This window comes from Salmonella sp. SJTUF15591, from assembly GCF_043356435.1.
Classification (GTDB): domain Bacteria; phylum Pseudomonadota; class Gammaproteobacteria; order Enterobacterales; family Enterobacteriaceae; genus Salmonella; species Salmonella enterica.
This window is the reverse complement of the sequence record NZ_JBEUJO010000002.1, coordinates 573,146-598,174: the sequence shown is the minus strand read 5'-3', so window position 1 is coordinate 598,174 and position 25,029 is coordinate 573,146. Positions and strand designations below refer to the sequence as shown.

The window sequence follows — 25,029 nt, the reverse complement described above, 5'->3', positions numbered from 1 at the left end:
AGCCGGTTCACACTTTTCAATGAAAATTGCAGATCAATTTCATGATGAGTTATGTAGACTGGCCGCCATTAATTTTGAGGCACACGTACTACATGGCTGAATTCGAAACCACTTTTGCAGATCTGGGGCTGAAGGCTCCTATCCTTGAAGCCCTTACCGATCTGGGTTACGAAAAACCATCTCCAATCCAGGCAGAGTGCATTCCGCATCTGCTGGGCGGTCGCGACGTGCTGGGCATGGCCCAGACCGGTAGCGGCAAAACCGCAGCGTTCTCTTTACCGCTGCTCAACAATCTTGATCCTGAGCTGAAGGCACCTCAGATTCTGGTGCTGGCGCCAACCCGCGAACTGGCGGTACAGGTTGCCGAAGCCATGACGGATTTCTCTAAACACATGCGCGGCGTAAACGTGGTTGCCCTGTACGGCGGTCAGCGTTATGACGTGCAGTTACGCGCCCTGCGTCAGGGGCCGCAGATCGTTGTCGGTACGCCGGGACGTCTGCTTGATCACTTAAAACGCGGCACCCTCGACCTCTCTAAACTGAGTGGTCTGGTGCTGGATGAAGCCGACGAAATGCTGCGTATGGGCTTCATCGAAGACGTTGAAACTATTATGGCGCAGATCCCGGAAGGTCATCAGACCGCTCTGTTCTCCGCCACCATGCCGGAAGCGATTCGTCGCATTACCCGCCGCTTTATGAAAGAGCCGCAGGAAGTGCGCATTCAGTCCAGCGTGACTACCCGTCCTGACATCAGCCAGAGCTATTGGACTGTCTGGGGTATGCGTAAAAACGAAGCGCTGGTGCGTTTCCTGGAAGCGGAAGACTTTGATGCGGCGATTATCTTCGTGCGTACCAAAAACGCGACCCTGGAAGTAGCAGAAGCGCTGGAACGTAGCGGCTACAACAGCGCCGCGTTGAATGGCGATATGAACCAGGCGCTGCGTGAGCAGACTCTGGAACGCCTGAAAGATGGTCGTCTGGACATCCTGATCGCTACCGACGTTGCGGCACGTGGTCTGGACGTTGAACGTATCAGCCTGGTGGTGAACTACGATATCCCGATGGATTCCGAGTCCTACGTTCACCGTATCGGTCGTACCGGCCGTGCGGGTCGCGCCGGTCGCGCGCTGCTGTTCGTTGAGAACCGCGAGCGTCGTCTGCTGCGCAACATCGAACGCACCATGAAGCTGACCATTCCGGAAGTGGAACTGCCGAACGCAGAACTGCTGGGTAAACGCCGTCTGGAAAAATTCGCCGCGAAAGTTCAGCAGCAACTGGAAAGCAGCGATCTGGATCAGTACCGTGCGCTGCTGGCGAAAATCCAGCCGTCTGCTGAAGGCGAAGAGCTGGATCTCGAAACGCTGGCCGCCGCACTGCTGAAAATGGCGCAGGGCGAGCGTCCGCTGATCCTGCCGCCGGATGCGCCGATGCGTCCTAAGCGTGAATTCCGTGACCGTGACGACCGTGGTCCGCGCGATCGTAATGACCGTGGCCCGCGTGGCGACCGTGAAGAACGTCCGCGTCGTGAACGTCGTGACGTTGGCGATATGCAGTTATACCGCATTGAAGTGGGCCGTGATGACGGCGTTGAAGTTCGTCATATCGTGGGCGCTATCGCTAACGAAGGCGACATCAGCAGCCGTTACATTGGTAACATTAAGCTGTTCGCGTCTCACTCCACCATCGAGCTGCCGAAAGGTATGCCGGGCGAAGTGTTGCAGCACTTCACGCGTACCCGCATTCTGAACAAGCCGATGAATATGCAGCTGTTGGGTGATGCGGTTCCGCACGCGGGCGGCGAACGTCGCGGCGGTGGTCGTAGCTTCAGTGGCGAACGTCGTGAAGGCGGTCGTAATTTCAGCGGCGAACGTCGTGAAGGTGGTCGTGGTGATGGTCGTCGCTTCAGCGGCGAACGTCGTGAAAGCCGTGGTCCGCGTCGTGATGACTCTACCGGTCGCCGTCGTTTCGGCGGTGATGCGTAACTCGCGCTGACCTGCGCATTCACAGCGTAAAGTAAAATATACAGCCCCGATCGTCACAATCGGGGCTTTTTTTATTTCTTTTGTACTCGTGTACTGGTACAGTGCAACGTATTGAGAGATAGTCACATTATAAATGACTGGAGAGAGAGCTGAATGGCAACACTTACCACCACCCAAACGTCACCTTCGCTGCTTGGCGGCGTGGTGATTATCGGCGGCACCATCATTGGCGCGGGGATGTTCTCCCTGCCGGTGGTCATGTCCGGGGCGTGGTTCTTCTGGTCGATGGCGGCGCTGGTCTTTACCTGGTTTTGTATGCTGCACTCCGGGCTGATGATCCTCGAAGCCAACCTTAACTACCGCATTGGTTCGAGTTTCGACACCATCACCAAAGATCTGTTGGGGAAAGGCTGGAACATTGTCAACGGCATTTCTATTGCCTTTGTGCTCTACATCCTGACTTATGCCTATATCTCGGCGAGCGGCTCGATTCTGCATCATACCTTTGCTGAGATGTCGCTGAACGTTCCGGCGCGAGCGGCAGGTTTTGCCTTTGCGCTGCTGGTGGCGTTTGTCGTGTGGCTGAGTACGAAGGCGGTCAGTCGGATGACGGCGATTGTGTTGGGCGCGAAAGTGATTACTTTCTTCCTGACCTTCGGCAGCCTGTTAGGACACGTTCAGCCTGCCACGTTGTTTAACGTGGCTGAAAGCCACGCGTCATATACGCCGTACCTGCTGATGACGCTGCCATTTTGTCTGGCCTCTTTTGGTTATCACGGTAACGTACCGAGCCTGATGAAATATTACGGCAAAGATCCGCGCACCATCGTGAAATGCCTGATTTATGGAACGTTACTGGCGCTGGCGCTCTATTCCGTCTGGCTGCTGGGGACGATGGGCAACATCCCGCGTCCAGAATTTATCGGCATTGCACAGAAAGGCGGCAATATTGATGTGCTGGTACAGGCGTTAAGCGGCGTGCTGAACAGCCGCAGCCTGGATCTGCTGCTGGTGGTGTTCTCTAACTTTGCGGTCGCCAGTTCCTTCCTTGGCGTGACGCTGGGGCTGTTTGACTATCTGGCGGATCTGTTTGGCTTTGATGACTCGGCAATGGGGCGTTTTAAAACGGCGCTGCTGACGTTTGTGCCGCCAATTGTCGGTGGCCTGCTGTGGCCGAACGGTTTTCTGTATGCCATTGGTTATGCAGGTTTAGCTGCAACTATCTGGGCGGCCATTGTGCCTGCGCTGTTGGCGCGTAAATCTCGCGAACGTTTCGGCAGCCCAAAATTTCGCGTCTGGGGCGGTAAACCGATGATTGCCCTGATTCTGGTCTTCGGTGTCGGCAACGCGGTTATCCATATTCTGTCGAGCTTTAATTTGCTGCCGGTGTACCAGTAACGTTATTGTGCCGGATGGCGGTTGCACCTTATCCGGCCTACTTGATGCTGTAGGCCCGGTAAGCGAAGCGCCACCGGGCAAAACAACGCACTACCCCAACAATTCCTGCTTCACATCCATCGCTAAATCAAACGAATGCAGGCGCGCCTGATGATCGAAAATCTGCCCGTTTACCATAATTTCATCCGCCTGGGTTTCCCGCAGGATGGATTCCAGCCCGTGACGGACTTTCGCTTTATCACCGACCAGCGACATACTCAGCGCCTGCTGCACGCCATACTGCTCGGATGGCGACCAGAAGGTCTCCATATTCTCAATCGGCGGCGGCAGTTGGCCGGTTTCCCCACGGCGTAGCTTCACGAAAGCCTGCTGCATGGAGGTAAACAGGAATTCGGCGTCGCGGTTGCTGTCGGCGGCGATAATATTGATACACACCATCGCGTACGGTTTTTCCAGCCGCGCTGAAGGTTTGAACTGGGTACGGTACAGATGCAGCGCCTGGAACAACATATCCGGCGCGAAATGCGAAGCAAAGGCGAACGGCAGACCAAGCTGGGCCGCCAGTTGCGCACTATACAGGCTGGAGCCCAACAGCCAGACCGGGATCTGCTCGCCGTAGCCGGGCACCGGGCGCACATGCGGATTAGGATCGCGAGCGTCGAACCAGTCCACCAGCTCTGCGACATCGCGTGGAAAGTTATCAATATCGCCGCTCATATGGCGACGTAGTGCGCGCATCGTCGGCTGATCGCTACCCGGCGCGCGTCCCAACCCTAAGTCGATACGTCCCGGGTAGAGCGTATTCAGCGTGCCGAACTGCTCGGCAATCACCAGCGGTGAATGGTTAGGCAGCATCACGCCGCCGGAGCCAAGATGTAATGTTGTGGTATTGGCCGCCAGATAACCAATCAATACCGAGGTCGCCGCGCTGGCGATACCGGTCATGTTGTGATGTTCCGCCAGCCAGTAGCGGTGATAACCGCGCTTTTCAGCCAGCCGTGCGAGAGCCAGCGAGTGCGTGAAGGCTTCTTTTGCCGAAGATCCTTCAGGGATCGGCGCCAGATCCAGCACCGAGAACGGAATAGTTTTGTCAGTCATAACGGCTCACTTTGTTACCGGTTAATCTTTTAATACTGCATTAAAGATTAGCGAATGTTGTTAACAAAGTGAGCTTTATGAGACTGACGGCAAAAACAATACCCGATGGCGCTGCGCTTATCAGGCCTACGGGATCGCTATTTGTAGGCCAGATAAGATCTTTATGCCGCCATCCGGCTAGGCCTGTAGCTCCAGCCCGGCCAGCCGCTTCCAGTAGCCGTTACAGTCGCTATGCGCGGCAAGCGGTAATGGTGCGCCGCCGTTTTCGTTAGCGCGAAAGGCATCAAGCATGGCAAATGTCTCCGTCCCCAACGGCGACAGCCGCACGATATCGACCAATCCCTGCATCGACGTCAGTTCGTTGCCAAGGCTATAGACATAGCCGCTCATGGTCTGAATACCGTTAAGCACAAACACCTGCTGATTCTCTTGCGAGAACACGTCACGACCGTTTGGATACTTGATACAGCAGGTTTCGCACTCATCTTTCGGGCGGTCTTCCGAACGGGCGGTAAAGCAGCGAGCGGAGTAGGCCAGCGGCAGATGGCCGTAGCTCAACACTTCCACTTCAAACTGATTGCGAATGCCCAGTTCGTCGCACTGATTAAGCAAATTCACCAGCCAGTCGCGGGACAGCTCCACCGGCATACACCAGCGTACCATGCCTTCTTTCAGCAACCGGCGCAGCGTGACCGCGTTGTAGCAATTCAGCGCATGGCCGGCGACAAACGGCAGTTTGCGCTCGGCGCACAGATTCACCACGCCAAGATCGCTGGCTTCCAGCAGAAAATCGCCGTTGTCCACATAGCGTTTCAGCTCGCTTAATTCAGATGACGCCTGTACCAGCGCCAGGGTGGAGAGCGCCACCTGCTTACCGCTGGCGGCGAGGGATTTCGCCATTTCCAGCCAGTCGCCGACTTTGGTCGCGCGACGCTTGCTGCACACCGCTTCGCCCAGATAAATGACATCAGCGCTGCTTTTTGCGGCCTGCTGATAAAAATCTTCCAGCGTCTCTTTCGGCCAGTAATAAAGCACCGGTCCTAAGGAATATTTCATAGCTCCTCTCACTGCCATTTACGGTGATATGCGCCAAGCGTGGTTTGGGTGCCTTCGGACATCGCGCCGAGCGTCTCCATCCAGTCGCGCTGTGGAACGAAGTTTTGCGGGGCGGCTTTGCAGCGATCGATCGCCTGGCGCCACACTTTCGCCACCTGGCTGACGTAGGCCGGGCTGCGCTGGCGGCCTTCGATCTTCACCGAAGCGATGTTCGCCGCCATGAGCTCCGGCAGCAGTTCCAGCGTGTTCAGGCTGGTTGGCTCCTCCAGCGCGTGATAGCGCTCGCCGTCCACTAAATAGCGGCCTTTACACAGCGTTGGGTAGCCTGCGTTTTCGCCATCCTGGTAACGGTCAATCAGGACATCATTCAGGCGCGATTCCAGCCCCTGCGGCGTTTGCTGCCAACGGACAAAGCGGGCGGGAGAGCAGGCGCCGACGGTATTGGGCGACTCCCCCGTCAGGTAGGAAGAAAGATAGCAGCGACCTTCCGCCATAATGCACAGGCTGCCAAACGCGAATACCTCCAGCGGCACCGGCGTGACGCGGGCCAGTTGTTTTACCTGATGAATCGACAGTACACGCGGCAGTACTACACGGTGGACATCAAAGTTGCGGTGATAAAAGCGAATCGCCTCTTCGTTGGTTGCCGAGGCCTGAACGGAAACATGGCGCTCAATATGCGGGTAACGCTCTGCGGCATATTCCAGCATAGCGAGGTCGGCGAGAATCAACGCGTCGGCGCCAAGCTGCGCCGCCATATCCACGGCGCGCTGCCAGCGGGCATAGCCGTCCGGATGCGCAAAAGTATTAATGGCGATGTGTAATTTGCGGCGATGCTGGTGAACAAAACTCACCGCTTCCTGCAATTTTTTTTCGGTAAAGTTAAGGCCGGCAAAATGACGGGCATTGGTATCGTCTTTTAACCCGATATAAACGGCGTCAGCGCCGTTTTCGATGGCCGCCTTCAGCGCCGGGAGATTTCCGGCAGGGCAGAGCAGCTCCATAATTTATCCTGAGGGTTACGTCTGAGACGCAAAATTGTTAACGAACAGGGATTTTAGTTAACCTTGCTGCGACAATTTTTGATTTAAGGCAGTTAAAGGCGTATTGGTAACACCAATAATGGGGTAGAAAATCAGACCCAATTGTTGATTTACGCCGCCATGTGATTTATTGGATATGGCAAAATAACAGGACTATTGAAACAGGGAGTAAAGCTCGTGTTAGATAAACTGCGTTCACGCTTAGTCCATGCTGGCCCGTCTCTGATGAGTGTACCGGTTAAACTGACGCCCTTTGCGCTAAAGCGCCAGGTTCTGGAACAGGTTCTGAGCTGGCAGTTTCGTCAGGCGCTGGCCGATGGAGAGCTGGAATTCCTCGAAGGTCGTTGGTTAAGCATTCATGTTCGTGACATCGACTTAAAATGGTATACCACGGTTGAAAATGAAAAGCTGATCGTTAGCCAGCAGGCGGATGCTGACGTCAGTTTTAGCGCCGACGCCAGCGATCTGCTAATGATTGCCGCCCGTAAACAGGACCCGGATACGCTCTTTTTCCAGCGTCGACTGGTCATTGAAGGCGATACTGAGTTAGGGTTGTATGTGAAGAATCTGATGGACGCCATCGAACTGGAGCAGATGCCGAAAGCGTTACGCGTTATGCTGCTGCAACTGGCGGATTTTGTTGAGGCGGGTATGAAAAACTCGCCGGAAACCAAACAGACCTCGGTAGGTGAACCATGCTAATTCGAGTAGAAATTCCCATTGATGCGCCTGGTATTGATGCGCTGTTACGCCGTTCATTCGAAAGCGATGCGGAAGCGAAGCTGGTTCACGATTTGCGTGAAGATGGTTTTCTGACGCTCGGACTGGTGGCCACGGATGATGAAGGCCAGGTGGTGGGCTATGTCGCCTTTAGTCCGGTTGATGTGCAGGGCGAAGATTTACAGTGGGTCGGCATGGCGCCGCTGGCGGTCGATGAAAAGTATCGCGGGCAAGGACTGGCGCGCCAGTTAGTGTATGAAGGGCTGGATTCGCTCAATGAGTTCGGCTACGCGGCGGTCGTGACGCTGGGCGATCCGGCGTTATATAGCCGCTTCGGTTTTGAACTGGCCGCACATTACGATCTTCACTGCCGTTGGCCCGGTACGGAAAGCGCTTTCCAGGTACACCGTTTGGCTGAGGATGCGCTGGAGGGCGTGACGGGGCTGGTGGAGTATCACGACCACTTCAATCGTTTTTAAGCACCGGCGTTTGCAGGCTGGACAGCAGCGCCTCAAACGCTTCGCGTTCCGTCACAAGGCGCTCTTTCTGGCGCTTTGTGAGCTGTTTGATGCGATACTCTATGCGCAGGGCCAGCGAGCGATCGCCAACCTGCGCCGCAAACGCCAGCGTTAACTCGCCTTTTCCCCGTAATGCTTTTGCGCCTTTTCCCGTTTGATGCTGCCTGTAACGACGCGCCACATCGGTAGTTATTCCGGTGTAAAGCGCATTGTCTGCAGTACGAATCAGATACAGATACCAGGGTGTCATTGTCGCCATCAGCATGATAATTTTCAGGTTCCCAGTATAAGCGAGAATAAAGATGGACACACTTACCGCTATTGGCCGTTGGCTGGCGAAACAACACGTGGTGACCTGGTGCGTACACCATGAGGGAGAGCTGTGGTGCGCCAATGCGTTTTATTTGTTCGATGCGCAAAACGTCGCGCTATATCTGTTAACGGATGATAAAACCCGCCATGCGCAAATGTCCGGCGCGTGCGCGCCAGTTGCGGGAACGGTCAATGGTCAGCCGAAAACGGTGGCGCGCATTCGCGGCGTGCAGTTTAAAGGGGAAATTCGCCGTCTGGAGGGGGAGGAAAGCGACGCCGCGCGTAAAGCTTACCTTCGTCGCTTCCCGGTCGCCAGGGTGCTGCCAGCGCCGGTATGGGAAATCCGGCTGGATGAAATTAAATTCACCGACAACACGCTGGGGTTTGGTAAAAAACTGCACTGGTTACGCGACTCACGCGCCCAGCAGGCGTAGCGCCTCGCGGTTAAATGCCGGCAGGTCGTCAGGCGTGCGGCTGGTCACCAGCTGATCTTTATCGACGACGACTTCCTGATCGTAAAATTCCGCGCCCGCATTCTTCACATCGATAATAATCGGTTTCACCGCCGTGAGTTTGCGGCCACGAATGACATCGGCGCTGATCAACAACTGTGGGCCGTGGCAAATGGCAAAAACCGGTTTACCGCTGTTAACGAAATCGCGGGTAAAATCCACGAAACGGCTGTCGCCGCGCAGGTAGTCCGGCGAATGACCTCCCGGCAATAGCAAGGCGTCGAACTCGTCGGGACGAACGTCATCAATAGCCTTATCAATGGTGACGCTGGCCTCGCCTTTTTTTCCTTTCACCGTTTTACCCGCCTCTTTTTCGATGGTGATGACCTCATGGCCGGCCTGACGGAATTCTGCTGCCGGCGAGGTAAATTCTGAATCTTCAAATTCATCGGTAATCAAAACGGCAATTTTCTTACTCATGCGTTTCCTCCGCAGTGGTGGCGTCGGGTAAGGCAAATTTTCCACAATGATGGATACTTACCTCGTAGACTATTAAGCCTGGTCGATAGGGCCGAGAGTGCAAGGTGGACAAATCTGTAAAGGAGCGAGGATGAGTCAGGTACTGATTACCGGCGCGACCGGACTGGTCGGCGGACATCTGCTGAGAATGTTAATCAACACGCCGCAGGTGAGCGCTATCGCCGCGCCGACGCGTCGCCCGCTGACGGATATTGTCGGCGTTTATAACCCTCACGATCCGCAGCTTACCGACGCGTTAGCTCAGGTGACCGACCCGGTGGATATTGTTTTTTGCTGCCTGGGCACGACCCGGCGTGAAGCGGGAAGTAAAGCGGCGTTTATTCATGCGGATTATACGCTGGTGGTTGATACCGCGCTGACCGGGCGTCGACTGGGCGCGCAGCACATGTTGGTGGTCAGCGCAATGGGAGCAAACGCGCACTCTCCGTTTTTCTACAATCGGGTGAAAGGAGAAATGGAGGAGGCGTTAATCGCGCAAAATTGGCCTCGTTTGACGATTGCCCGGCCTTCTATGCTGCTCGGCGACAGAACAACGCGGCGGGTGAATGAAACGCTTTTCGCTCCGCTATTTCGGCTGTTGCCAGGAAACTGGAAATCGATTGATGCGCGGGATGTGGCGCGGGCCATGCTGGCGGAAGCGCTGGCGCCAGCACAAGAAGGCGTGACGATTCTGACCTCATCGCAACTGCGGGAAAAAGCGGGGTAGCGAAGCCGGATGATTTACCGGATGGCGACGCGGTTTACACATTCTTATCGCCACCCGGCACACCGGTTACTTAATATACGTAAAGGCGGTGGTCACGCGTTTCACGCCGCTCACCCGGCTGGCGATGTCCGCTGCCGCTTTACCTTCACGTTCAGTCACCAGGCCCAGCAGGAACACTTCGCCATTTTCGGTGGTGACTTTCACATTTGACGATTTTACCTGATCGCTGGTCAGTAGCTGTGAGCGAACTTTCGTGGTGATCCAGGTATCGTTAGAGGCGGTCCCCAGGCCGATAGGCTGACCCTGGCGAATCTCGTTATAGACCTCGGTGGTGCCTTCAACGCCCATAGCTATCTGTTTCGCGCGTGCGGAGAGTTCGCTGTTTGGCGACTGGCCCACTAACAAAACTTTGCCCTGATAAGCCGTGACATTGATGCGCGTCTCTTTTTTGATTTGCTCATCTTTCGACAGCGCGCTGCTGACACGCAGTTCCAGCGTTCCGTCATCCACCTGGGTGCCCACGCTACGCGGGTCGGTTGCGGCTTTGGTGCCGACGGCTGCCGTACCCACTACCGCGGCGGCGACGCAACCTTGCAATAGCAACGCAGAAATAAGGACTGCGAGCGGCGAAAATGCCTTCATGTGTACTCCTTAATCATCCTGGTGAGGAAAAAGCGTGTTATCGATCAAATCGCACAGGCAGTTTACCGTCAGCATATGCATTTCCTGAATGCGCGCGCTGTGGTGTGAAGGGATACGAATTTCGACATCCTGCGGCCCTAATAGTCCGGCCAGCTCACCCCCGTCATACCCGGTTAGCGCCACAATGGTCATGTCACGTGTGACGGCTGCTTCAACGGCTTTTACGATATCGCGACTATTACCACGCGTAGAGATCGCCAATAAAACATCGCCTGCATGTCCCAGCGCCCGGACTTGTTTTGCATAAACTTCATCGTGCAGGCGATCGTTAGCGATCGCAGTTAAGACCACATTATCGGTATTTAGTGCAATGGCGGGTAAACTGGGTCGCTCCGTTTCAAAGCGGTTAATCATGCTGGCAGCAAAATGCTGTGCGTTGGCCGCGGACGTCCCGTTTCCACAACAGAGGATTTTGTTGCCGTTAAGCAGGGAATGAACCAGCGTCATGGCGGCGCGGGAAATGGCATCCGGAAGCGCTTCCGCCGCAGCAATTTGAGTTTGAATGCTTTCTGTAAAGCAAACTTTGATTCTTTCGAGCACGCTAATCCTTAAAATCTTCAATTATGAGTGGTCGTTAAACGCATCCCGAAACCACTCAATCTCATTTCCGGTGAAGGCTAACACATCGAACCGACAATCCACAGTATCAAAACTCCCATTCTGGCGGGCGAGCCACAAGCGGGCAGTATGTAATAATTTGTGTTGCTTGCTGCGGGTCACACTAGCCGCCGCGCCGCCATAAAGCCCGGAGCGCCGATAGCGGACCTCAACAAAAACCGTCGTTTTTCCGTCGCGCATGATCAGATCGATTTCGCCGCCGCGCTCGCGCACGTTGGCGGCGATAAACCGCAGTCCTTTGCTTTCCAGCCAGCGACGCGCGGCAGCTTCCCACGCGTCGCCAGCCTGTTTACGCGTTAGCTGGCGGGAACAATCTCCCCTTGCTGGTATTTGAGCCATGATAACTTCCTGTTAATCACACAATCCGGGCTGGCGGTTAATGCGCCGGTATTACCATTGATCTCAAACCCCTGCACCTGACGCATCTGCGAAAAGTGGTTCGCCAGCGTCCAGGCATCCACGCCCATGGCGTACATCCGCGCCAGAGAATAGTCGTTATGTACAGCGCTCAGCGCCTGCTGCATCAACGGCATATTGCCGCCTGCCAGCATAGGAATTTCACTGTATTGTAAACCCTCCATTTCCAGACGGAAGTCGGGGCCGGAGGTGCCTTGCGCGCTGCGGGAGCTGGCATACAGCGTCGCGCCGCTCTGAGTGCCGTTACGCATGGCGATCATCGGTTTGATAAAGCCAATCTCTTCCGGCGTAGCCAGAATATAGACCGCGTCTACGCGTCCGCCGCCGGTGATTTGCGCGTCGGTCGGCGGCGCAGGGATGGTCAGTCCGCCAATGGTGACGCCAGGCTGCGCAGGCACGCTGGCGGCGACCGGACTGCCCGTCAACGCGATACCCGCGCCGCCGTTCACGCCCATTTTCAGCTCGGCTACGGAGCCGAATTTTTGCTGTAACACGATGCCGCCGCCCAGTTTTTGCCACTCCTGGGTGAAGGCGTTCGCCACGCGATCGCCAAGCGTGCTGCGTGGGATCAACAGCAGCGGCGACTGCTTGCCCTGGTCATAAATATGATGCGCCGCATCACGGGCTTCATCTTCTGGAGAGAGCGCGAAATAGCAGATATTAGGGAAGCTACGTACCGTTTCCGGCTGGTTGAGTGCCAGCACGTTGAGCGGCGTGTTGCTTTTCATCAGCGCTTCCACATTGTTTTTCAACAGCGGCCCGACCACGATACTGGCGCCGTCTTGCTGAACCTGAGCAAGCACCTGATCCAACGGCTGGGAAGAGGTATCGTAGATTTTTAATTCAGCGGAGGGATTCGCCGGCGCGCTTGCTGTAGCAGGGGGAGTTTGTGGCGCGCTGACTGGCGTAGCGGACTGGGATGGAGCGTCATCAGTCAGATCGCTCACCGAGGCCTGCGACGGACTGGCGACGCCGTTGGTCATTTGTGGCTGCGTCTCCTCCACGCCAGGTTCTACTGGCGCGTCAGGCGCGGCGGCAGGCTGCATCTCTACCGCCTGGGTGCCGAGGTTTTTCGCGGCTTCGAAACCTTGCTGGATGGTACGGCCAAACACGGCAGCCTGACCGTTCAGCGGCAGCAGCAGAGCGATTTTGCTGGTGGAAGCTGGTTTAAAACGTTGTACATTGACGAGCTGCGTCGGCAGCATTTTCGCCCCCGGATTTTGCGGGTAGCGTTTTTGCCAGTCGGCGATCCCGGCTTTCAGCATGTCTGGATCGTTGCGGTTGTCAAACCAGACGCGTTGCAGATCCAGCCAGCCCTGAAGCACATTTTCATCAGCGTTGATAACTAACGTCCTGGCCTGATCCGGCGTCATGGCGGAGAGCGCCTGCCAGGTGGCGTCGATATTTTTTTGTTTATCTTTCGCCGCCAGTAGCGGTTCCTGGGCGATTAACGCCCGCAACAGGGTAAGCGACGGGCGTCCCTGGCTGGCAACGATCTGCGCCTGCCAGTAACGCGCTTGCTGATTTGGCGCAAAGTCGGCGGGTTTTAGTTTATCCAGCAAGGCCTGCGCGCCTGCGACATCTTTTTGCGCCAGTTTGATTTCTACCGCTAATAAAGACTGTTCGCGACGCTGGGTATCGTTCAGATTTTGCGGGAGTTGGTTGAACAGGTCGACGGCCTGCTGGCTTTTTCCTTCTTTCAGCAGTGCATGAATGGCGAGTAATTGCCAGTTGGTCTTGCTATCATCTGCGCTTTGCTGCATCTGATGCAGGTAAAAGGCGGAGTCAGCTTGCGCTGAACCCTGCATATAGGCTGCGCTTTGATCTGGCGCCTGGGTGCCGCACCCGGCGAAAAGTAGCGCAGCCAGGACGACAGGCAGCGCGCGTGCGGCGTTCAAACGAGAAAATGTTGAGGGTACCATACTGTATCCAGTGATATTTTTTACGCAATGCTCAATATTAAATCGGCAATACGGACGACACAATGAAACAAAACGAATCGGCGGATAATTCTCAGGGCCAACTCTTTATTGTACCTACTCCTATCGGGAATTTGGCTGATATTACTCAACGCGCGCTGGAAGTTTTACAAGCCGTTGATTTAATTGCCGCTGAAGACACTCGTCATACCGGTTTATTGCTGCAACATTTTGGGATTAATGCCCGGTTGTTTGCGCTGCACGACCATAACGAACAACAAAAAGCGGAAACGCTGGTCGCGAAGCTAAAAGAAGGGCAGAACATTGCGCTGGTTTCCGACGCCGGTACGCCGCTAATTAATGACCCCGGCTATCACCTGGTACGTACCTGCCGTGAAGCGGGGATTCGCGTGGTGCCGCTACCGGGGCCGTGTGCGGCGATTGCCGCCCTGAGCGCCGCTGGCCTGCCATCCGACCGTTTCTGCTATGAAGGCTTTTTACCGGCGAAATCCAAAGGCCGCCGTGATGCGCTAAAAGCCATTGAAGCGGAGCCGCGAACGCTGATTTTTTATGAGTCAACCCACCGCCTGTTAGATAGCCTGGAAGATATCGTCGCGGTATTGGGAGAATCCCGCTATGTGGTGCTGGCGCGTGAGCTGACCAAAACCTGGGAAACCATTCACGGCGCGCCGGTCGGCGAGCTGCTGGCGTGGGTCAAAGAAGATGAAAACCGTCGCAAAGGCGAAATGGTGCTGATTGTCGAAGGGCATAAAGCGCAAGAAGACGACCTGCCCGCCGACGCGCTGCGCACGCTGGCGCTGCTACAGGCAGAACTGCCGCTGAAAAAAGCGGCGGCGCTGGCAGCAGAAATTCACAGCGTGAAGAAAAATGCGCTGTATAAATATGCGCTGGGGCAGCAGGAAGAGTAAAAGCGAGCGCCCGGGAACCGCCTTTTATCGCCATCGCGTTAATACTCAATCAGGTGATTGATGTGGGTAAATTGATGGGGGCATTGGGCGGTGATAGCGGGCCGGGCCTTTCCTTCGGGCTTACTCTCGCGATCAGCAACGCATAACCGACTCCTTTTTAGACGATCATTAGTTCCACGCCTGTTTTCGCTAATGCCGCTTTATCCTGTTTGCTGATAGTGTCATCGGTTATCACACAGTCGATCTTGTCCATCGGCAATACCTGGTTAAAGCCGCGACGGTTAAATTTGGTCGCGTCTAGTACCGCGATAACTTTGTGTGCCGCCGCCGCCATGACGCCGCTAATGGAATAACCTTCGTTAAACGTGGTAATACCGTTTGTCGCATCAATGCCATCCGCCCCGACAAACATGACATCGGCGCTGATGCCGTGTAGCGATCGTTCCGCAATCGTGCCGTGCATTGAGTGGGTTTTATGCCGTACCGTACCGCCGCAAACCACCAGCGTGAGATCTTTATTTTCTGATAGCGTAAAAGCGGCAGGCAAGCTGTTAGTTATCACCGTAATATTGCTTTTTCGCGCGAGCGCTTCCGCAATCAGTAATGTTGTGCTCCCGCTATCCAGAATGATGGTCATTCCTTCTTCAACCATTGCCGCAGCCGCCTGGGCAATCCGCTTTTTCGGATCGCTGGCGAGTTGATACCGATCTTCCAGAATGACTTCCTGATTGTCGCCTTCCGCCAGATGACTTCCCGGTTTTGCCGCGCCGCCATGAAAACGGGTGACAAGGCCTTTCTCTTCCAGCAGACGCAGGTCAGCACGGATAGTCACTTCAGAAATACCAAAGGTATTTGAAAGGTCCATCACCAGCACGCTGCCTTGCGTATTAATCAGGTCGACAATTTTATTTCTTCGCTCAAATGAGTTCATATTGATTTGCCTGATAATTAACTGTAACTAGTTTAATCGAAGGATTGCGAAAGGTGAACGCTAAATTTCGAAAGGAAATGTGAGCCAGCGCAGGTTGCTGGCTCGTACCATCAGGAAAGTTGAAGTAGGATTTTGCCCTGCATGGGCGCGCCATTAAGCGCTTTGACTGCTTCTGCAAAGCTTTCCGCATCGCCGCGATGGGCAATGAGAGGGGTCAGTTGAAGACGTTTTTCAGCCAACAGGCGCGCTGCGGTTTCCCATTCTTCTCCTGGCCATGGCGCGGAGTAGTTCATCCAACTGCCGAGGAGCGTGAGTTCTTTACGCAAAATTAGCCCGAATGTACGCGTTGTCAGGGTGAGATCGTGATGTAACGTCCCCACCAGCGCCAGTTGCGCGCGCGGCCCGGCGATATCGATAGCCAGCGAGACGGTCTGGGGAGTTCCTGCCGTTTCGAGAACCAGTTGATCAAACTGAATGTCGGACAACGCGGTCTGGATGTCGTCGGCGGTCATTTCCCGGCTATTACAGGTATGCGTTGCGCCGAGCGCTTTCGCAAGTTCCAGTTTCTGCGGATTGATATCAATCGCCGTTACGCTTCGCGCGCCCAGTTCCCGCGCGCACTGTAAGGCCAGCAGGCCAATTGTCCCGGCACCAACGATAATTACGTTTTTCCCCTCGCAGCCCTGCGCCAGATGAAAGGCGTGTAAGCCCACGGTAATCGGTTCGATAAACGCGCCATCTTCAATCGGCATATCAGACGGCAAGCGGAAAAGATTGGCCCGTTTGACCACCACATATTCCGCATTACCGCCTTCGCTGCGCGATCCTACAAACTGATACTGTTTGCATAAAGAAAAGTAACCGCGTTCGCATTGCGGACAGTGAAAGCAGGGAAGAAGCGGGACACAAGCGACGGCATCGCCAGGCTGCATATCCGTTACGCCTGTGCCGTAGGATTCAACGTAGCCGCTGAATTCATGGCCTAACGTAATAGGATAATAATGGGCGCCCTGCGCGAAAATGCGCGGGATATCCGATCCGCAAAGCCCTGAGCTAACGACCTTGACCAACACATCGTCCTCGGCTTGCAGTTGTGGTAAGGGGCGTTCTTCAACGCGCACGTCTCCCTCAGCGTGAATAACCACTGATTTCATAACATTCTCCAGGAAGGTGAGGGGAGCGATTGCTCCCCTAAAATTAAGAGGCGATTTGACTTTGCTGTAGCGCCGTGGCTTTCTCAGCCGCGACAAACTGTCGGGCGCGACGCCAGGTCAGCAGTACGCCGGCCAGATAGATAATGGCAATGACGGCGAAGCCGACGATATTCTGCTAGGTAAAAAGTTGAATCAGCAGCCAGGTGATGGGGGAACCGCCCTGATCCAGCGAGGCGACTTGTCCGCCAGCTTTTAGCGCTCCGGCATTGGCAGCCAGTTGGGTATGCAGGCCAATCGTCTGCGTGGCTATCCACAGGGTGATACCCATGATAATGACACCTGAAATTAGCGTGCGGAACAGGTTGCCCTGGTGTACCGCGACCGCCATCGCAATAAAGAAACCGATGGTGGCGAGGTCGCCGAACGGCAGCACCTGGTTCCCCGGTACTAAGACGGCAATCAGGATGGTCAGCGGAATGAATATCAGGCTCGCGGAGACAACAGAGGTATGACCGAGCAGTAGCGCTGGATCAAGGCCTATCAGGAACTCCTGCCCGCCAAATTTAGCCTGTAGACGTTTACGCGCATGTTTCGCGATAGGCGTTAGGCCATCCATAATAGGTTTAATGACGCGTGGCATAAGCAGCATCACCGCTGCGGTTTTGACCGCCAGTTGCAGAACGGCTTTGGCGTCGTAGCCTGCCAGTACACCAATCACCAGCCCCATCACGAAGCCGACAGTCACCGGCTCGCCAAACGGTCCGAAGCGTTTCTGGACATCGTCTGCGCTAAAGTGAATACGATTGAGACCCGGAATTTTCTCGATAATGGTATCAACGAGTACCGCCACGGGGCCCAGGTACGCGGATGAACCGTGTGGGATAGCAATCCCCTCGAGGCCAAAATAGTCGCGGGTATCTTTGGCAAACCAGTCCCCCAGTTTGTAGACAAAGGCGGCATGAACCACAACGCCCAGAATCCCCAGCCAGTATGAACCGGTCGCCAGATGCAGCATGGCGCCCGTGAAGGTCATGTGCCAGATATTCCAGATATCAACATTCACCACGCGGGTCATGCGGGTCACCAGCATCAGGACGTTAACCCCGATGGCGACAGGGATCGCGACCAGCGCGATTTGTGACGCCCAGGTCATGGGCGATGAACCTGGCCAGCCGACGTCAATAACGTGGAGATTGATTTGGAAATGTTCCGCCATGGCTTTCGCCGCGGGGCCGATAGAATCCAGCATCAGGCCGATGACCAGACCAATACCCACGAAGCCGATACCAATATGCAAACCCGATTTAAAACAATCCCCAAGCTTCATTCCCAGCAGTTTAGAGAACACGATGATCACCAGAGGCAACATCACCGTTGGGCCTAAGTCGAGGATATAACGCATTATTTCGCTAAACATACGTTACCCCATGAGAATGGACAGAATTTTTTGCTGTAATGCTTCAATACCCACGCCGGAAACAAAAGGCATACCGTGAACGACGGGAATATCGCCAAAGGCGCGATCGACCCTGGCAGTGGTACAGATAAGATCGGCGCCGTCCATATAGGTTTCGATTTCGGTGACCCGGCATTGCACTAAGTCGAGCTCAATATGGTTGGCATCACATAGCTCTTTAATTTCTTCCGCAGCCATCGTTGAGGTTGCAACCGCACCGCCACAGGCCACAATTACTTTACGTTTCATAGGGTATTCCTCATTATTATCAATTTATTATCAAACCTGGACGCACTGCTCAGGCTCAAGGATGGTTTCCTGAAAGCGTATCGCGAGTTCGGCATCCGGCGCGCTTAACAGGGCATCGAGGGTGCTCGGGTTCTGTAGCTCACTAAACAGGCGGCGCAGAAGTTTTAGCTGTGCCGCCGGGTTTTCAACGATTAAGGCGATGATTAACGAAACGGCAATCTCTTCGTCATCATCCGCCTGTTGAAACATGACCGGCTTATCTGGACGAATCAGATAGATAGCGGGTGATTTCGCATGAACCGCCTCGCAATGAGGGATAGCGACGGCGTGACGCTCCAGCGCAATGCCGGTAGGAAAAGACGCTTCACGTTCCACCAGCGCCTGCGGATAACTATCATGTACCACGCCTTTCGCCAGCATCTCTTTGCCAATGTGCGCCAGCGCCTGTTGGCTCGAGTCGAATGTGATTCCGGTTCGGACAAATAGTTGGCTCATAAATTCTCCATTATTCAGGCAACATCCGGCGTGCAACCGAAGCGATAAGCGCGCAGAACATCCTGAATTTTGTCAATAATCAGGTTATGCGGCGTAGGGGTGAGCACGCCCTCAGACAGGCGTTCAAACTGTACGGGCATAAACTGGCTAATTAATCCCAGCGGCAATGTGACGTTGTTCAGATTGGCGATTAACTTCTCTACGCTTTGACGAATACGCGGGTGCGGCCAGTAATAGCGAATACGGTCAGACAAACTAAAGTGGATGTCGACCATCGCCTGGCTCCAGGTTGGACGGTAGTATTTTTTCCAGTAGCCTGGCTCGTTTAGCATCACTTCATCGATAACTTCCATCACGCGGCTACGTTGTTCTGGGGATACCAGCTCATTTTCCATTTGCGCAAGTGCGAAAATGGCTTCGCGCAGCGCGAAAGTGAGCGCCGGGCCGACCTTCAGAATGGCGTAATGATCGCGAACGAGGGCGCGGTAGGCCTGTCGCGTCTGATAATCAGTCGAATGCGCTTCATAGACCATCGGCGTTTCTTTTATCCATGCGGAGAGCGCCTGTGCCGCCTGCGGCTGATAATGAATAATCTGGGTATGATCAAATTCAACGCCCGGTTGCACCACAATGGCGATCACGCGTGACAGTGCTTCTTCCAGACCTGATTCACGAAACGCGATTTGGTGAGTTTCCAGCGTACGGGCAGCATCGACTTCGCGGGTGACATGAACGCTGCCGATGGTACTGGCTTCACCGCCAGGAACGGGCACTTCCGTGCCGATGACATAAGTCAGATGGTATTTTTGTTCTTCGTTTGCGGTCTCTTCTGCTGCTTTACAAAGCACGGCGGCACGGCGTGCAACGACCATCGGATCCAACGGTGTCGGGTCATCTGCGCAGGACATCGACGCGTCCAGGTGAATTTTGCTAAAACCAGCGGCGACATACGCTTTTATTAACTCAACCGACTTTTCCATTGCCGCCGCTGCCGGTTCGTTCTGCCAGCAGTTAGGCCCTAAATGATCGCCACCAAGAATCAACCGCTCACGTGGAAAACCCACTTCCTGGGCGATGCCATAGACAAAATCACGAAAGTCAGCCGGTTTCATGCCGGTATAACCGCCAAACTGATTAACCTGGTTAGAGGTCGCTTCAATCAGAACTTTGTTCCCGCTGTTCAAATCAAAACGTAATGCGGATTCAATCACCAGCGGGTGTGCTGAACATACGGAACAGATCCCTATCTGTTCCCCTGCTTTGTGACGAGAAATTATTTCTTTCACTTCTGGCTCCGATATCTTTTGTTTATCTTCATAATATTTTTGGTTTGAAGGCAAAGGATAATAATGGCTTTCGTGATCCAGCTATGAAAACGCCCTTTGCCGTGCTAAATCCGGGGGCTTTAGAGCTTCCCTTCACAACCGCAGTCGGCAATCACTTTACGTACAACCTCTTTCATGGCCGCTTTCGCCGGGATCATGTAATGGCGGGGATCGCTGGCCTCTGCGTGTTGCGTTAAATAGTTTTTAAGCGCGCCGGAAAAGGCGATTTTTAGCTCGGTGGCGACGTTAACTTTGCAGATGCCCAGCGAAATAGCGCGGGTAATATCGCGGGTCGGCAGGCCAGAGGCGCCGTGAAGGACTAAGGGGACATCAACCCGCTGACGAATTTCCGTCAGTCGTTCAAAATCAAGTTTTGGTTCAGCGGTGTAGAGGCCATGAGCGGTGCCGATAGCAATGGCTAACGAGTCGATACCCGTTTTTTCTGCAAATTCCCGGGCCTGTTCCGGATGGGTATAAAGCGCATCTTTGCCGTCAACGATAAGATCGTCTTCCTGCCCGCCGAGACGCCCAAGTTCAGCTTCAACGCTGACATCGTAGCGATGACAGTAATCAACCACGCTTTTCACCAGCGCAATATTGTCGGCAAAGGGGAAATGCGACCCGTCGATCATGACCGAGCGTACCCCGGCGGCGACTTTCCTTTTGATGTCGGCCAGTTTTTCATGATGATCGAGATGTACCGCGAGAGGATGGTTCCAGCTTTTCGCCAGTTCTGCGGCGATGGCCACGATATTACCGACGCCTGCGTAGCTAAAGGTGCCTGGCGTACCGGCGACAATCAGCGGAGAGCGCAATTCTGCGGCGGTTTCCACCACCACTTGCAATGTCTCCAGGTTGTGGATGTTAAACGCCGGCACAGCATAGCCTTCCTGCTGCGCCTTCTTTAGCATTGTTCTGCCTGAAATGATAAACATCCTTCCTCCGAAATCTTTCGTTTGTTTTCTTTGAAAGAATTTATAGGCTTTCGGAATGTTTTTTTGTGATTTTGATCTGATAAATGAAAATTTCGAAATAAAATGGAAGCTATCGAAAGTTAGGCGTAAAAAAAGCATGTCGGGCAGACATACTTCAGGCTACAGACTAAGGGCGAAAAAATACCGGGTAGCGCTGGCGCTTACCCGGTCTACAGATTATGCGGTTATACCCTGGTCAGAGAATGGCATCGCCTGGATCAGGTCACTGGCGCCGGGTTAAATATCGCCAGTTGGTTATGTAGGCCCCACTGGTCCGAGAAAGTCTTTTTCCGGCCGCTGGCGACATCGAGAATAAAGTGAAACAGCTTCCAGCCCACATCTTCGATTGTCTCTTCACCCGTGGCGATGGTGCCTGCATTGATATCCATTAAGTCATACCAGCGGTTCGCCAGCTCGGTACGCGTCGCCATTTTAATGACCGGCACCGCCATCAGCCCGTACGGCGTGCCGCGTCCGGTGGTAAAGACCTGTACGGTAATGCCGGAAGCGACCTGCTGCGTGCCGCAGACGAAATCGCTGGCGGGCGTCGCGGCGTAAATCAGGCCGCGTTTGGTGGGGCGCTGGCCCGGCGACAATACTTCGACAATGGCGCTCTTACCCGATTTAGCGATAGAGCCCAACGCTTTTTCCACGACGTTCGCCAGGCCGCCTTTTTTGTTGCCAGGGGACGGGTTAGCGCTGCGATCGGTTTTCCCCATATCAAGGTAGTTATCGTACCAGGCCATCTCATCCAGCAGGCGTTTACCCACGGCTTCGTTGATGGCGCGCGGCGTCAGAAGATGAATGGCATCGCGCACTTCGGTGACCTCCGAGAACATGACGGTCGCGCCGCAGCGTACCAGCAGATCGGAAGCATAACCCACCGCCGGGTTTGCCGTGACGCCGGAAAACGCATCGCTGCCGCCACACTGCATCCCGACGATCAGCTCGGAGGCCGGGCAGGTTTCGCGCTGGCGCTGGTTCAGTTTCGTCAGATGGCGTTCGGCGACCTGCAAAATATCGTTGACCATTGATTTAAAGCCGACATGCTGCTCGTCCTGTAAACGCACAATACTGGCGCTTTCAACGGCGATGGCGGGAACATCCTCGGTGCCTTCCAGCAGCCGTTCCGGCTGCAGTTTTTCGCAACCGAGGCCAATCACCATCACTTCGCCGCCAAAATTGGGGTTGAGCGCGATATTATGAATCGTGCGAATCGGCACGACCGCCGCCGGCGCGTTGATTGCCACGCCGCAGCCGTACAGATGGTTTAGCCCTACAACGCCATCGACATTCGGGTATTTGGGCAGGAGATCGCGCTCAATTACTTTCACCACATAATCGACTACGCCCGCCACACAGTGCACGCTGGTGGTAATGCCAAGCAGATTTTTGGTGCCGACGCTGCCATCGGCGTTACGATAGCCCTCAAACGTATAGCCTTCCAGCGGCGGCAGCGGTTCCGGTACTTTGGTCGCCAGCGGTAGCGTATTCAGCGGCGGCGCTTTTGGCAGTTCAACCAGCGACTCGTCGATCCAGCTTCCGCGCGGGATGTCGCGTACCGCATAACCGATGACTTCGCCATAACGGATGATTTCGCCGTGAGCGGGGATATCCGTCAGAGCGACTTTATGGCCTTGCGGAATATGTTCAGTCAGTTCCAGGCCATCCGGAAAACGTGTTCCGGCTTTAAGACCGTGGTCATTAACAATAATTGCGACATTATCGGTTTCATGTACTTTTATATAAAACGCCGATGGCGATTCCTGGCGAATTTCGATATTGGCCATTGTTCAACATTCTCCAGCCTGGATGATAGAAATAGGATTATCTATTTTGGTTATGGTTAAATCGTTAAATCTCAATATAAGAAATAAAGTTCATGCATAATGAAATAAGAATGACAGGAGTATAAATATAAGAATGTGATCCAGATCACCGCAAATTATGAAATTTTTTATGTAGGCCGGGTAAAGCGTAAATGTGTGCATTAGCGCCCAGTATCATGGGCGTATGCTCAAAAGTAAGCGTTAAATAATCCCTTTTTAATGAGCGTTTGCACAATGATTATCCGCCATAGGCTGTTTATACTGAATGGCGAATTCAGTGTATCTGACGAGTTATTTGAAAATACCATGATAATAATAAAAGACGATAAAGATATCAGAACGGTATATTGTGCTACAGGATGTGTACCACATTAGAAATAGAATGCGGAGACCCATTCTGATTTCAGATAAGCATTTTATTGTCGTTGCTATAAGTTATGGTGGCGGCATCACATGTAGAGAATTAAAGAAATAAGCGAAGGTATAAGCGATGAATAACGCTATTTTCCCGAATAAGTTTAAAGCGGCGCTAGCGGCGCAACAGGTGCAGATTGGCTGCTGGTCTGCACTGGCAAGCCCAATCACCACCGAAGTTCTCGGTCTGGCGGGATTTGACTGGCTGGTGCTGGATGGCGAACATGCGCCGAACGATGTGACCACCTTAATTCCGCAGCTAATGGCATTGAAAGGCAGCGCCAGCGCGCCTGTGGTACGTGTGCCAACCAATGAACCGGTCATTATCAAACGGATGCTGGATATTGGGTTTTATAACTTCCTGATCCCCTTTGTTGAAACGCAAGAGGAAGCGGCTCGCGCCGTCGCCTCGACGCGTTACCCGCCGGAAGGCATTCGCGGCGTCTCCGTTTCTCACCGCGCGAATATGTTCGGTACGGTGCCTGATTACTTTGCGCAGTCGAACAAAAACATCACCATTATTGTTCAAATCGAAAGCCAGTTGGGTGTTGACAATGTTGATGCCATCGCCGCAACGGAAGGCGTTGATGGCATTTTTGTCGGCCCAAGCGATTTGGCCGCCGCGCTGGGTCATCTCGGCAATGCTTCTCACCCTGACGTGCAGCAGACGATTCAACATATTTTCGCCCGCGCTAAAGCGCACGGTAAACCGTGCGGCATTCTGGCGCCGGTAGAGGCGGATGTCCGCCGTTATCTGGAATGGGGCGCGACCTTTGTCGCCGTTGGCAGCGATTTAGGCGCATTCCGCGCCAGCACGCAGAAGCTTGCCGACACCTTTAAAAAATAATCCTGGTATGGAAAGAGAGAACGCTATGACGATGAAAGTTGGCTTTATTGGCTTAGGCATCATGGGTAAGCCCATGAGCAAAAACTTACTGAAAGCAGGGTATTCGCTGGTGGTGTCCGATCGTAATCCTGAAGCGATTGCTGACGTCATTGCCGCAGGCGCGGAAACGGCCTCTACGGCGAAGGCGATCGCTGAACAGTGTGACGTCATCATCACGATGCTGCCTAACTCTCCGCATGTGAAAGAGGTTGCGCTGGGCGAGAACGGTATCATCGAAGGCGCGAAGCCAGGAACCGTATTGATTGATATGAGTTCTATCGCGCCGCTGGCAAGCCGTGAAATCAGCGATGCGCTGAAGGCGAAGGGCGTTGAGATGTTGGATGCGCCGGTCAGCGGCGGCGAGCCGAAGGCGATTGATGGCACTCTGTCGGTGATGGTGGGGGGCGATAAAGCCATTTTCGACAAGTACTACGACCTGATGAAAGCGATGGCGGGTTCCGTGGTGCATACCGGCGATATCGGCGCAGGCAACGTCACAAAACTGGCTAACCAGGTGATCGTGGCGTTGAATATCGCCGCCATGTCTGAAGCGCTGACGCTGGCGACTAAAGCGGGCGTCAACCCGGATCTGGTCTATCAGGCGATTCGCGGCGGTCTGGCTGGCAGCACGGTACTGGATGCGAAAGCGCCGATGGTCATGGACCGAAACTTTAAACCAGGTTTCCGTATCGATCTGCACATTAAAGATCTGGCGAATGCGCTGGATACCTCCCACGGCGTTGGCGCGCAGCTCCCGCTGACCGCCGCCGTTATGGAAATGATGCAGGCGTTACGCGCGGATGGACACGGTAATGACGACCATAGCGCGCTGGCGTGCTACTACGAAAAACTGGCGAAAGTGGAAGTCACTCGCTAACGACGTTGTGCCCGGATGGCGTGTAGCGA

General features: G+C 54.4%; 26 protein-coding genes and 1 pseudogene. 10 read left to right on the top strand and 17 right to left on the bottom strand.

All coding sequences use genetic code 11. The annotated features are described in order from the left end of the window. Positions 1–19: 19 nt before the first annotated feature. From yrbN to mtr, 3 genes are all read left to right on the top strand, one after another. On the top strand, positions 20–100 hold the full coding sequence (yrbN, locus tag ABVM99_RS07140; RefSeq protein WP_010723222.1) for a protein YrbN: 81 nt from the start codon (positions 20–22) through the stop codon (positions 98–100). Further along, positions 93–1,982 (top strand): ATP-dependent RNA helicase DeaD, encoded by a 1,890-nt coding sequence (deaD, locus tag ABVM99_RS07135; RefSeq protein WP_000807248.1) that lies wholly within the window; start codon positions 93–95, stop codon positions 1,980–1,982. Before yrbN ends, deaD begins: the two co-directional genes overlap by 8 nt. A 153-nt stretch (positions 1,983–2,135) precedes the next feature. Beyond that, complete coding sequence (gene mtr / locus ABVM99_RS07130) at positions 2,136–3,380, top strand: tryptophan permease (RefSeq protein ID WP_000224373.1); 1,245 nt, start codon at positions 2,136–2,138, stop codon at positions 3,378–3,380. Positions 3,381–3,470: 90 nt separating this feature from the next. Here mtr and ABVM99_RS07125 read toward each other — a convergent pair whose 3' ends face one another. The 3 genes from ABVM99_RS07125 to ABVM99_RS07115 all read right to left on the bottom strand — a co-directional run bounded on the left by ABVM99_RS07125 (position 3,471) and on the right by ABVM99_RS07115 (position 6,538). Continuing rightward, a complete protein-coding gene (locus tag ABVM99_RS07125) occupies positions 3,471–4,478 on the bottom strand; it encodes an LLM class flavin-dependent oxidoreductase (protein ID WP_023195671.1) in 1,008 nt (335 codons plus the stop codon). Positions 4,479–4,655: 177 nt separating this feature from the next. Next, complete coding sequence (locus tag ABVM99_RS07120; RefSeq protein WP_077684029.1) at positions 4,656–5,552, bottom strand: U32 family peptidase; 897 nt, start codon at positions 5,550–5,552, stop codon at positions 4,656–4,658. Continuing rightward, positions 5,543–6,538 carry a peptidase U32 family protein gene (locus ABVM99_RS07115; RefSeq protein WP_000421309.1) on the bottom strand — a complete coding sequence of 332 codons (996 nt, stop codon included), beginning with the start codon at positions 6,536–6,538 and terminating at the stop codon, positions 5,543–5,545. Before ABVM99_RS07115 ends, ABVM99_RS07120 begins: the two co-directional genes overlap by 10 nt. Before the next feature lie 216 nt (positions 6,539–6,754). Here ABVM99_RS07115 and ABVM99_RS07110 point away from each other — a divergent pair, with 216 nt between their 5' ends. After that, on the top strand, positions 6,755–7,279 hold the full coding sequence (locus ABVM99_RS07110) for an SCP2 domain-containing protein (protein WP_000884721.1): 525 nt from the start codon (positions 6,755–6,757) through the stop codon (positions 7,277–7,279). Beyond that, on the top strand, positions 7,273–7,776 hold the full coding sequence (locus ABVM99_RS07105) for a GNAT family N-acetyltransferase (protein WP_000908562.1): 504 nt from the start codon (positions 7,273–7,275) through the stop codon (positions 7,774–7,776). Before ABVM99_RS07110 ends, ABVM99_RS07105 begins: the two co-directional genes overlap by 7 nt. Here the strand turns inward: ABVM99_RS07105 and ABVM99_RS07100 are convergent. Beyond that, positions 7,763–8,080, bottom strand: a complete 318-nt coding sequence (locus ABVM99_RS07100) for a GIY-YIG nuclease family protein (protein ID WP_000928379.1) — start codon at positions 8,078–8,080, stop codon at positions 7,763–7,765. The two genes, ABVM99_RS07105 and ABVM99_RS07100, sit on opposite strands and share 14 nt — an antisense overlap. A gap of 37 nt (positions 8,081–8,117) precedes the next feature. Here ABVM99_RS07100 and ABVM99_RS07095 point away from each other — a divergent pair, with 37 nt between their 5' ends. Next, positions 8,118–8,561 (top strand): YhbP family protein, encoded by a 444-nt coding sequence (locus tag ABVM99_RS07095; RefSeq protein WP_001608176.1) that lies wholly within the window; start codon positions 8,118–8,120, stop codon positions 8,559–8,561. Here the strand turns inward: ABVM99_RS07095 and yhbO are convergent. Then, the gene (gene yhbO / locus ABVM99_RS07090) at positions 8,541–9,059 is read right to left on the bottom strand and encodes a protein/nucleic acid deglycase (protein WP_000037599.1); all 519 of its coding nucleotides are present in this window, start codon (positions 9,057–9,059) and stop codon (positions 8,541–8,543) included. The two genes, ABVM99_RS07095 and yhbO, sit on opposite strands and share 21 nt — an antisense overlap. 130 nt (positions 9,060–9,189) lie before the next feature. Here yhbO and ABVM99_RS07085 point away from each other — a divergent pair, with 130 nt between their 5' ends. Next, a complete protein-coding gene (locus ABVM99_RS07085) occupies positions 9,190–9,825 on the top strand; it encodes an NAD(P)H-binding protein (protein ID WP_001517952.1) in 636 nt (211 codons plus the stop codon). A gap of 66 nt (positions 9,826–9,891) precedes the next feature. On the opposite strand, the gene dolP is transcribed toward ABVM99_RS07085, so the two are convergent. Genes dolP through ABVM99_RS07065 form a run of 4 tightly spaced genes read right to left on the bottom strand, consistent with a single transcriptional unit; the run spans position 9,892 to position 13,484 of the window. Further along, complete coding sequence (dolP, locus tag ABVM99_RS07080; RefSeq protein ID WP_000643280.1) at positions 9,892–10,467, bottom strand: division/outer membrane stress-associated lipid-binding lipoprotein; 576 nt, start codon at positions 10,465–10,467, stop codon at positions 9,892–9,894. Positions 10,468–10,476: 9 nt separating this feature from the next. Continuing rightward, positions 10,477–11,067 (bottom strand): DnaA initiator-associating protein DiaA, encoded by a 591-nt coding sequence (gene diaA / locus ABVM99_RS07075; protein WP_000893481.1) that lies wholly within the window; start codon positions 11,065–11,067, stop codon positions 10,477–10,479. Between the two features lie 21 nt (positions 11,068–11,088). Beyond that, entirely contained in the window at positions 11,089–11,484 is a 396-nt protein-coding gene (locus tag ABVM99_RS07070) for a YraN family protein (protein WP_000057285.1), read from the bottom strand. Then, positions 11,442–13,484 carry a penicillin-binding protein activator gene (locus ABVM99_RS07065; RefSeq protein WP_023195673.1) on the bottom strand — a complete coding sequence of 681 codons (2,043 nt, stop codon included), beginning with the start codon at positions 13,482–13,484 and terminating at the stop codon, positions 11,442–11,444. The genes ABVM99_RS07070 and ABVM99_RS07065 overlap by 43 nt, the downstream gene beginning before the upstream one ends. Positions 13,485–13,546: 62 nt before the next feature. Here ABVM99_RS07065 and rsmI point away from each other — a divergent pair, with 62 nt between their 5' ends. Continuing rightward, positions 13,547–14,410 carry a 16S rRNA (cytidine(1402)-2'-O)-methyltransferase gene (gene rsmI, locus ABVM99_RS07060; RefSeq protein ID WP_000812285.1) on the top strand — a complete coding sequence of 288 codons (864 nt, stop codon included), beginning with the start codon at positions 13,547–13,549 and terminating at the stop codon, positions 14,408–14,410. Positions 14,411–14,567: 157 nt separating this feature from the next. Here rsmI and ABVM99_RS07055 read toward each other — a convergent pair whose 3' ends face one another. The 8 genes and pseudogenes from ABVM99_RS07055 to garD all read right to left on the bottom strand — a co-directional run bounded on the left by ABVM99_RS07055 (position 14,568) and on the right by garD (position 22,784). Then, on the bottom strand, positions 14,568–15,341 hold the full coding sequence (locus ABVM99_RS07055) for a DeoR/GlpR family DNA-binding transcription regulator (protein ID WP_001083899.1): 774 nt from the start codon (positions 15,339–15,341) through the stop codon (positions 14,568–14,570). 110 nt (positions 15,342–15,451) lie between these two features. Then, positions 15,452–16,495 (bottom strand): galactitol-1-phosphate 5-dehydrogenase, encoded by a 1,044-nt coding sequence (gatD, locus tag ABVM99_RS07050; RefSeq protein WP_000844174.1) that lies wholly within the window; start codon positions 16,493–16,495, stop codon positions 15,452–15,454. A gap of 43 nt (positions 16,496–16,538) precedes the next feature. After that, positions 16,539–17,912 (bottom strand): annotated as a pseudogene (locus ABVM99_RS07045) (galactitol-specific PTS transporter subunit IIC). Between the two features lie 3 nt (positions 17,913–17,915). Beyond that, entirely contained in the window at positions 17,916–18,200 is a 285-nt protein-coding gene (gene gatB, locus ABVM99_RS07040) for a PTS galactitol transporter subunit IIB (protein WP_000824293.1), read from the bottom strand. A 30-nt stretch (positions 18,201–18,230) separates the two neighbouring features. Continuing rightward, complete coding sequence (gene gatA, locus ABVM99_RS07035) at positions 18,231–18,695, bottom strand: PTS galactitol transporter subunit IIA (protein ID WP_000080445.1); 465 nt, start codon at positions 18,693–18,695, stop codon at positions 18,231–18,233. A gap of 14 nt (positions 18,696–18,709) precedes the next feature. Beyond that, complete coding sequence (gene gatZ / locus ABVM99_RS07030; protein ID WP_000658737.1) at positions 18,710–19,981, bottom strand: tagatose-bisphosphate aldolase subunit GatZ; 1,272 nt, start codon at positions 19,979–19,981, stop codon at positions 18,710–18,712. Between the two features lie 119 nt (positions 19,982–20,100). Further along, positions 20,101–20,955, bottom strand: coding sequence for a tagatose bisphosphate family class II aldolase (locus ABVM99_RS07025; RefSeq protein ID WP_023195675.1), 855 nt, complete (start codon positions 20,953–20,955; stop codon positions 20,101–20,103). 257 nt (positions 20,956–21,212) lie between these two features. Beyond that, positions 21,213–22,784: a galactarate dehydratase gene (gene garD, locus ABVM99_RS07020; protein WP_023195676.1), complete on the bottom strand. Its 1,572-nt coding sequence runs from the start codon at positions 22,782–22,784 to the stop codon at positions 21,213–21,215. Between the two features lie 529 nt (positions 22,785–23,313). Here garD and garL point away from each other — a divergent pair. Next, the gene (garL, locus tag ABVM99_RS07015) at positions 23,314–24,084 is read left to right on the top strand and encodes a 2-dehydro-3-deoxyglucarate aldolase (RefSeq protein WP_023195677.1); all 771 of its coding nucleotides are present in this window, start codon (positions 23,314–23,316) and stop codon (positions 24,082–24,084) included. Positions 24,085–24,109: 25 nt separating this feature from the next. Next, complete coding sequence (garR, locus tag ABVM99_RS07010; protein ID WP_000178106.1) at positions 24,110–25,000, top strand: 2-hydroxy-3-oxopropionate reductase; 891 nt, start codon at positions 24,110–24,112, stop codon at positions 24,998–25,000. Positions 25,001–25,029: the final 29 nt, after the last annotated feature.

Excerpts from the sequence above, each read along its gene's own strand:
- ABVM99_RS07085 (WP_001517952.1), top strand. The coding sequence starts at position 9,190 with ATGAGTCAGGTACTGATTACCGGCGCGACCGGACTGGTCGGCGGACAT.
- ABVM99_RS07120 (WP_077684029.1), bottom strand. The coding sequence starts at position 5,552 with ATGGCAGTGAGAGGAGCTATGAAATATTCCTTAGGACCGGTGCTTTAT.
- ABVM99_RS07070 (WP_000057285.1), bottom strand. The coding sequence starts at position 11,484 with ATGGCTCAAATACCAGCAAGGGGAGATTGTTCCCGCCAGCTAACGCGT.
- garR (WP_000178106.1), top strand. The coding sequence starts at position 24,110 with ATGACGATGAAAGTTGGCTTTATTGGCTTAGGCATCATGGGTAAGCCC.
- gatA (WP_000080445.1), bottom strand. The coding sequence starts at position 18,695 with ATGAGCCAACTATTTGTCCGAACCGGAATCACATTCGACTCGAGCCAA.
- yhbO (WP_000037599.1), bottom strand. The coding sequence starts at position 9,059 with ATGAGTAAGAAAATTGCCGTTTTGATTACCGATGAATTTGAAGATTCA.
- ABVM99_RS07055 (WP_001083899.1), bottom strand. The coding sequence starts at position 15,341 with ATGAACTCATTTGAGCGAAGAAATAAAATTGTCGACCTGATTAATACG.
- ABVM99_RS07115 (WP_000421309.1), bottom strand. The coding sequence starts at position 6,538 with ATGGAGCTGCTCTGCCCTGCCGGAAATCTCCCGGCGCTGAAGGCGGCC.
- yrbN (WP_010723222.1), top strand. The coding sequence starts at position 20 with ATGAAAATTGCAGATCAATTTCATGATGAGTTATGTAGACTGGCCGCC.
- ABVM99_RS07125 (WP_023195671.1), bottom strand. The coding sequence starts at position 4,478 with ATGACTGACAAAACTATTCCGTTCTCGGTGCTGGATCTGGCGCCGATC.
- garD (WP_023195676.1), bottom strand. The coding sequence starts at position 22,784 with ATGGCCAATATCGAAATTCGCCAGGAATCGCCATCGGCGTTTTATATA.
- ABVM99_RS07025 (WP_023195675.1), bottom strand. The coding sequence starts at position 20,955 with ATGTTTATCATTTCAGGCAGAACAATGCTAAAGAAGGCGCAGCAGGAA.
- rsmI (WP_000812285.1), top strand. The coding sequence starts at position 13,547 with ATGAAACAAAACGAATCGGCGGATAATTCTCAGGGCCAACTCTTTATT.
- ABVM99_RS07105 (WP_000908562.1), top strand. The coding sequence starts at position 7,273 with ATGCTAATTCGAGTAGAAATTCCCATTGATGCGCCTGGTATTGATGCG.
- gatB (WP_000824293.1), bottom strand. The coding sequence starts at position 18,200 with ATGAAACGTAAAGTAATTGTGGCCTGTGGCGGTGCGGTTGCAACCTCA.
- ABVM99_RS07095 (WP_001608176.1), top strand. The coding sequence starts at position 8,118 with ATGGACACACTTACCGCTATTGGCCGTTGGCTGGCGAAACAACACGTG.
- ABVM99_RS07100 (WP_000928379.1), bottom strand. The coding sequence starts at position 8,080 with ATGCTGATGGCGACAATGACACCCTGGTATCTGTATCTGATTCGTACT.
- ABVM99_RS07065 (WP_023195673.1), bottom strand. The coding sequence starts at position 13,484 with ATGGTACCCTCAACATTTTCTCGTTTGAACGCCGCACGCGCGCTGCCT.
- dolP (WP_000643280.1), bottom strand. The coding sequence starts at position 10,467 with ATGAAGGCATTTTCGCCGCTCGCAGTCCTTATTTCTGCGTTGCTATTG.
- gatD (WP_000844174.1), bottom strand. The coding sequence starts at position 16,495 with ATGAAATCAGTGGTTATTCACGCTGAGGGAGACGTGCGCGTTGAAGAA.
- garL (WP_023195677.1), top strand. The coding sequence starts at position 23,314 with ATGAATAACGCTATTTTCCCGAATAAGTTTAAAGCGGCGCTAGCGGCG.
- mtr (WP_000224373.1), top strand. The coding sequence starts at position 2,136 with ATGGCAACACTTACCACCACCCAAACGTCACCTTCGCTGCTTGGCGGC.
- deaD (WP_000807248.1), top strand. The coding sequence starts at position 93 with ATGGCTGAATTCGAAACCACTTTTGCAGATCTGGGGCTGAAGGCTCCT.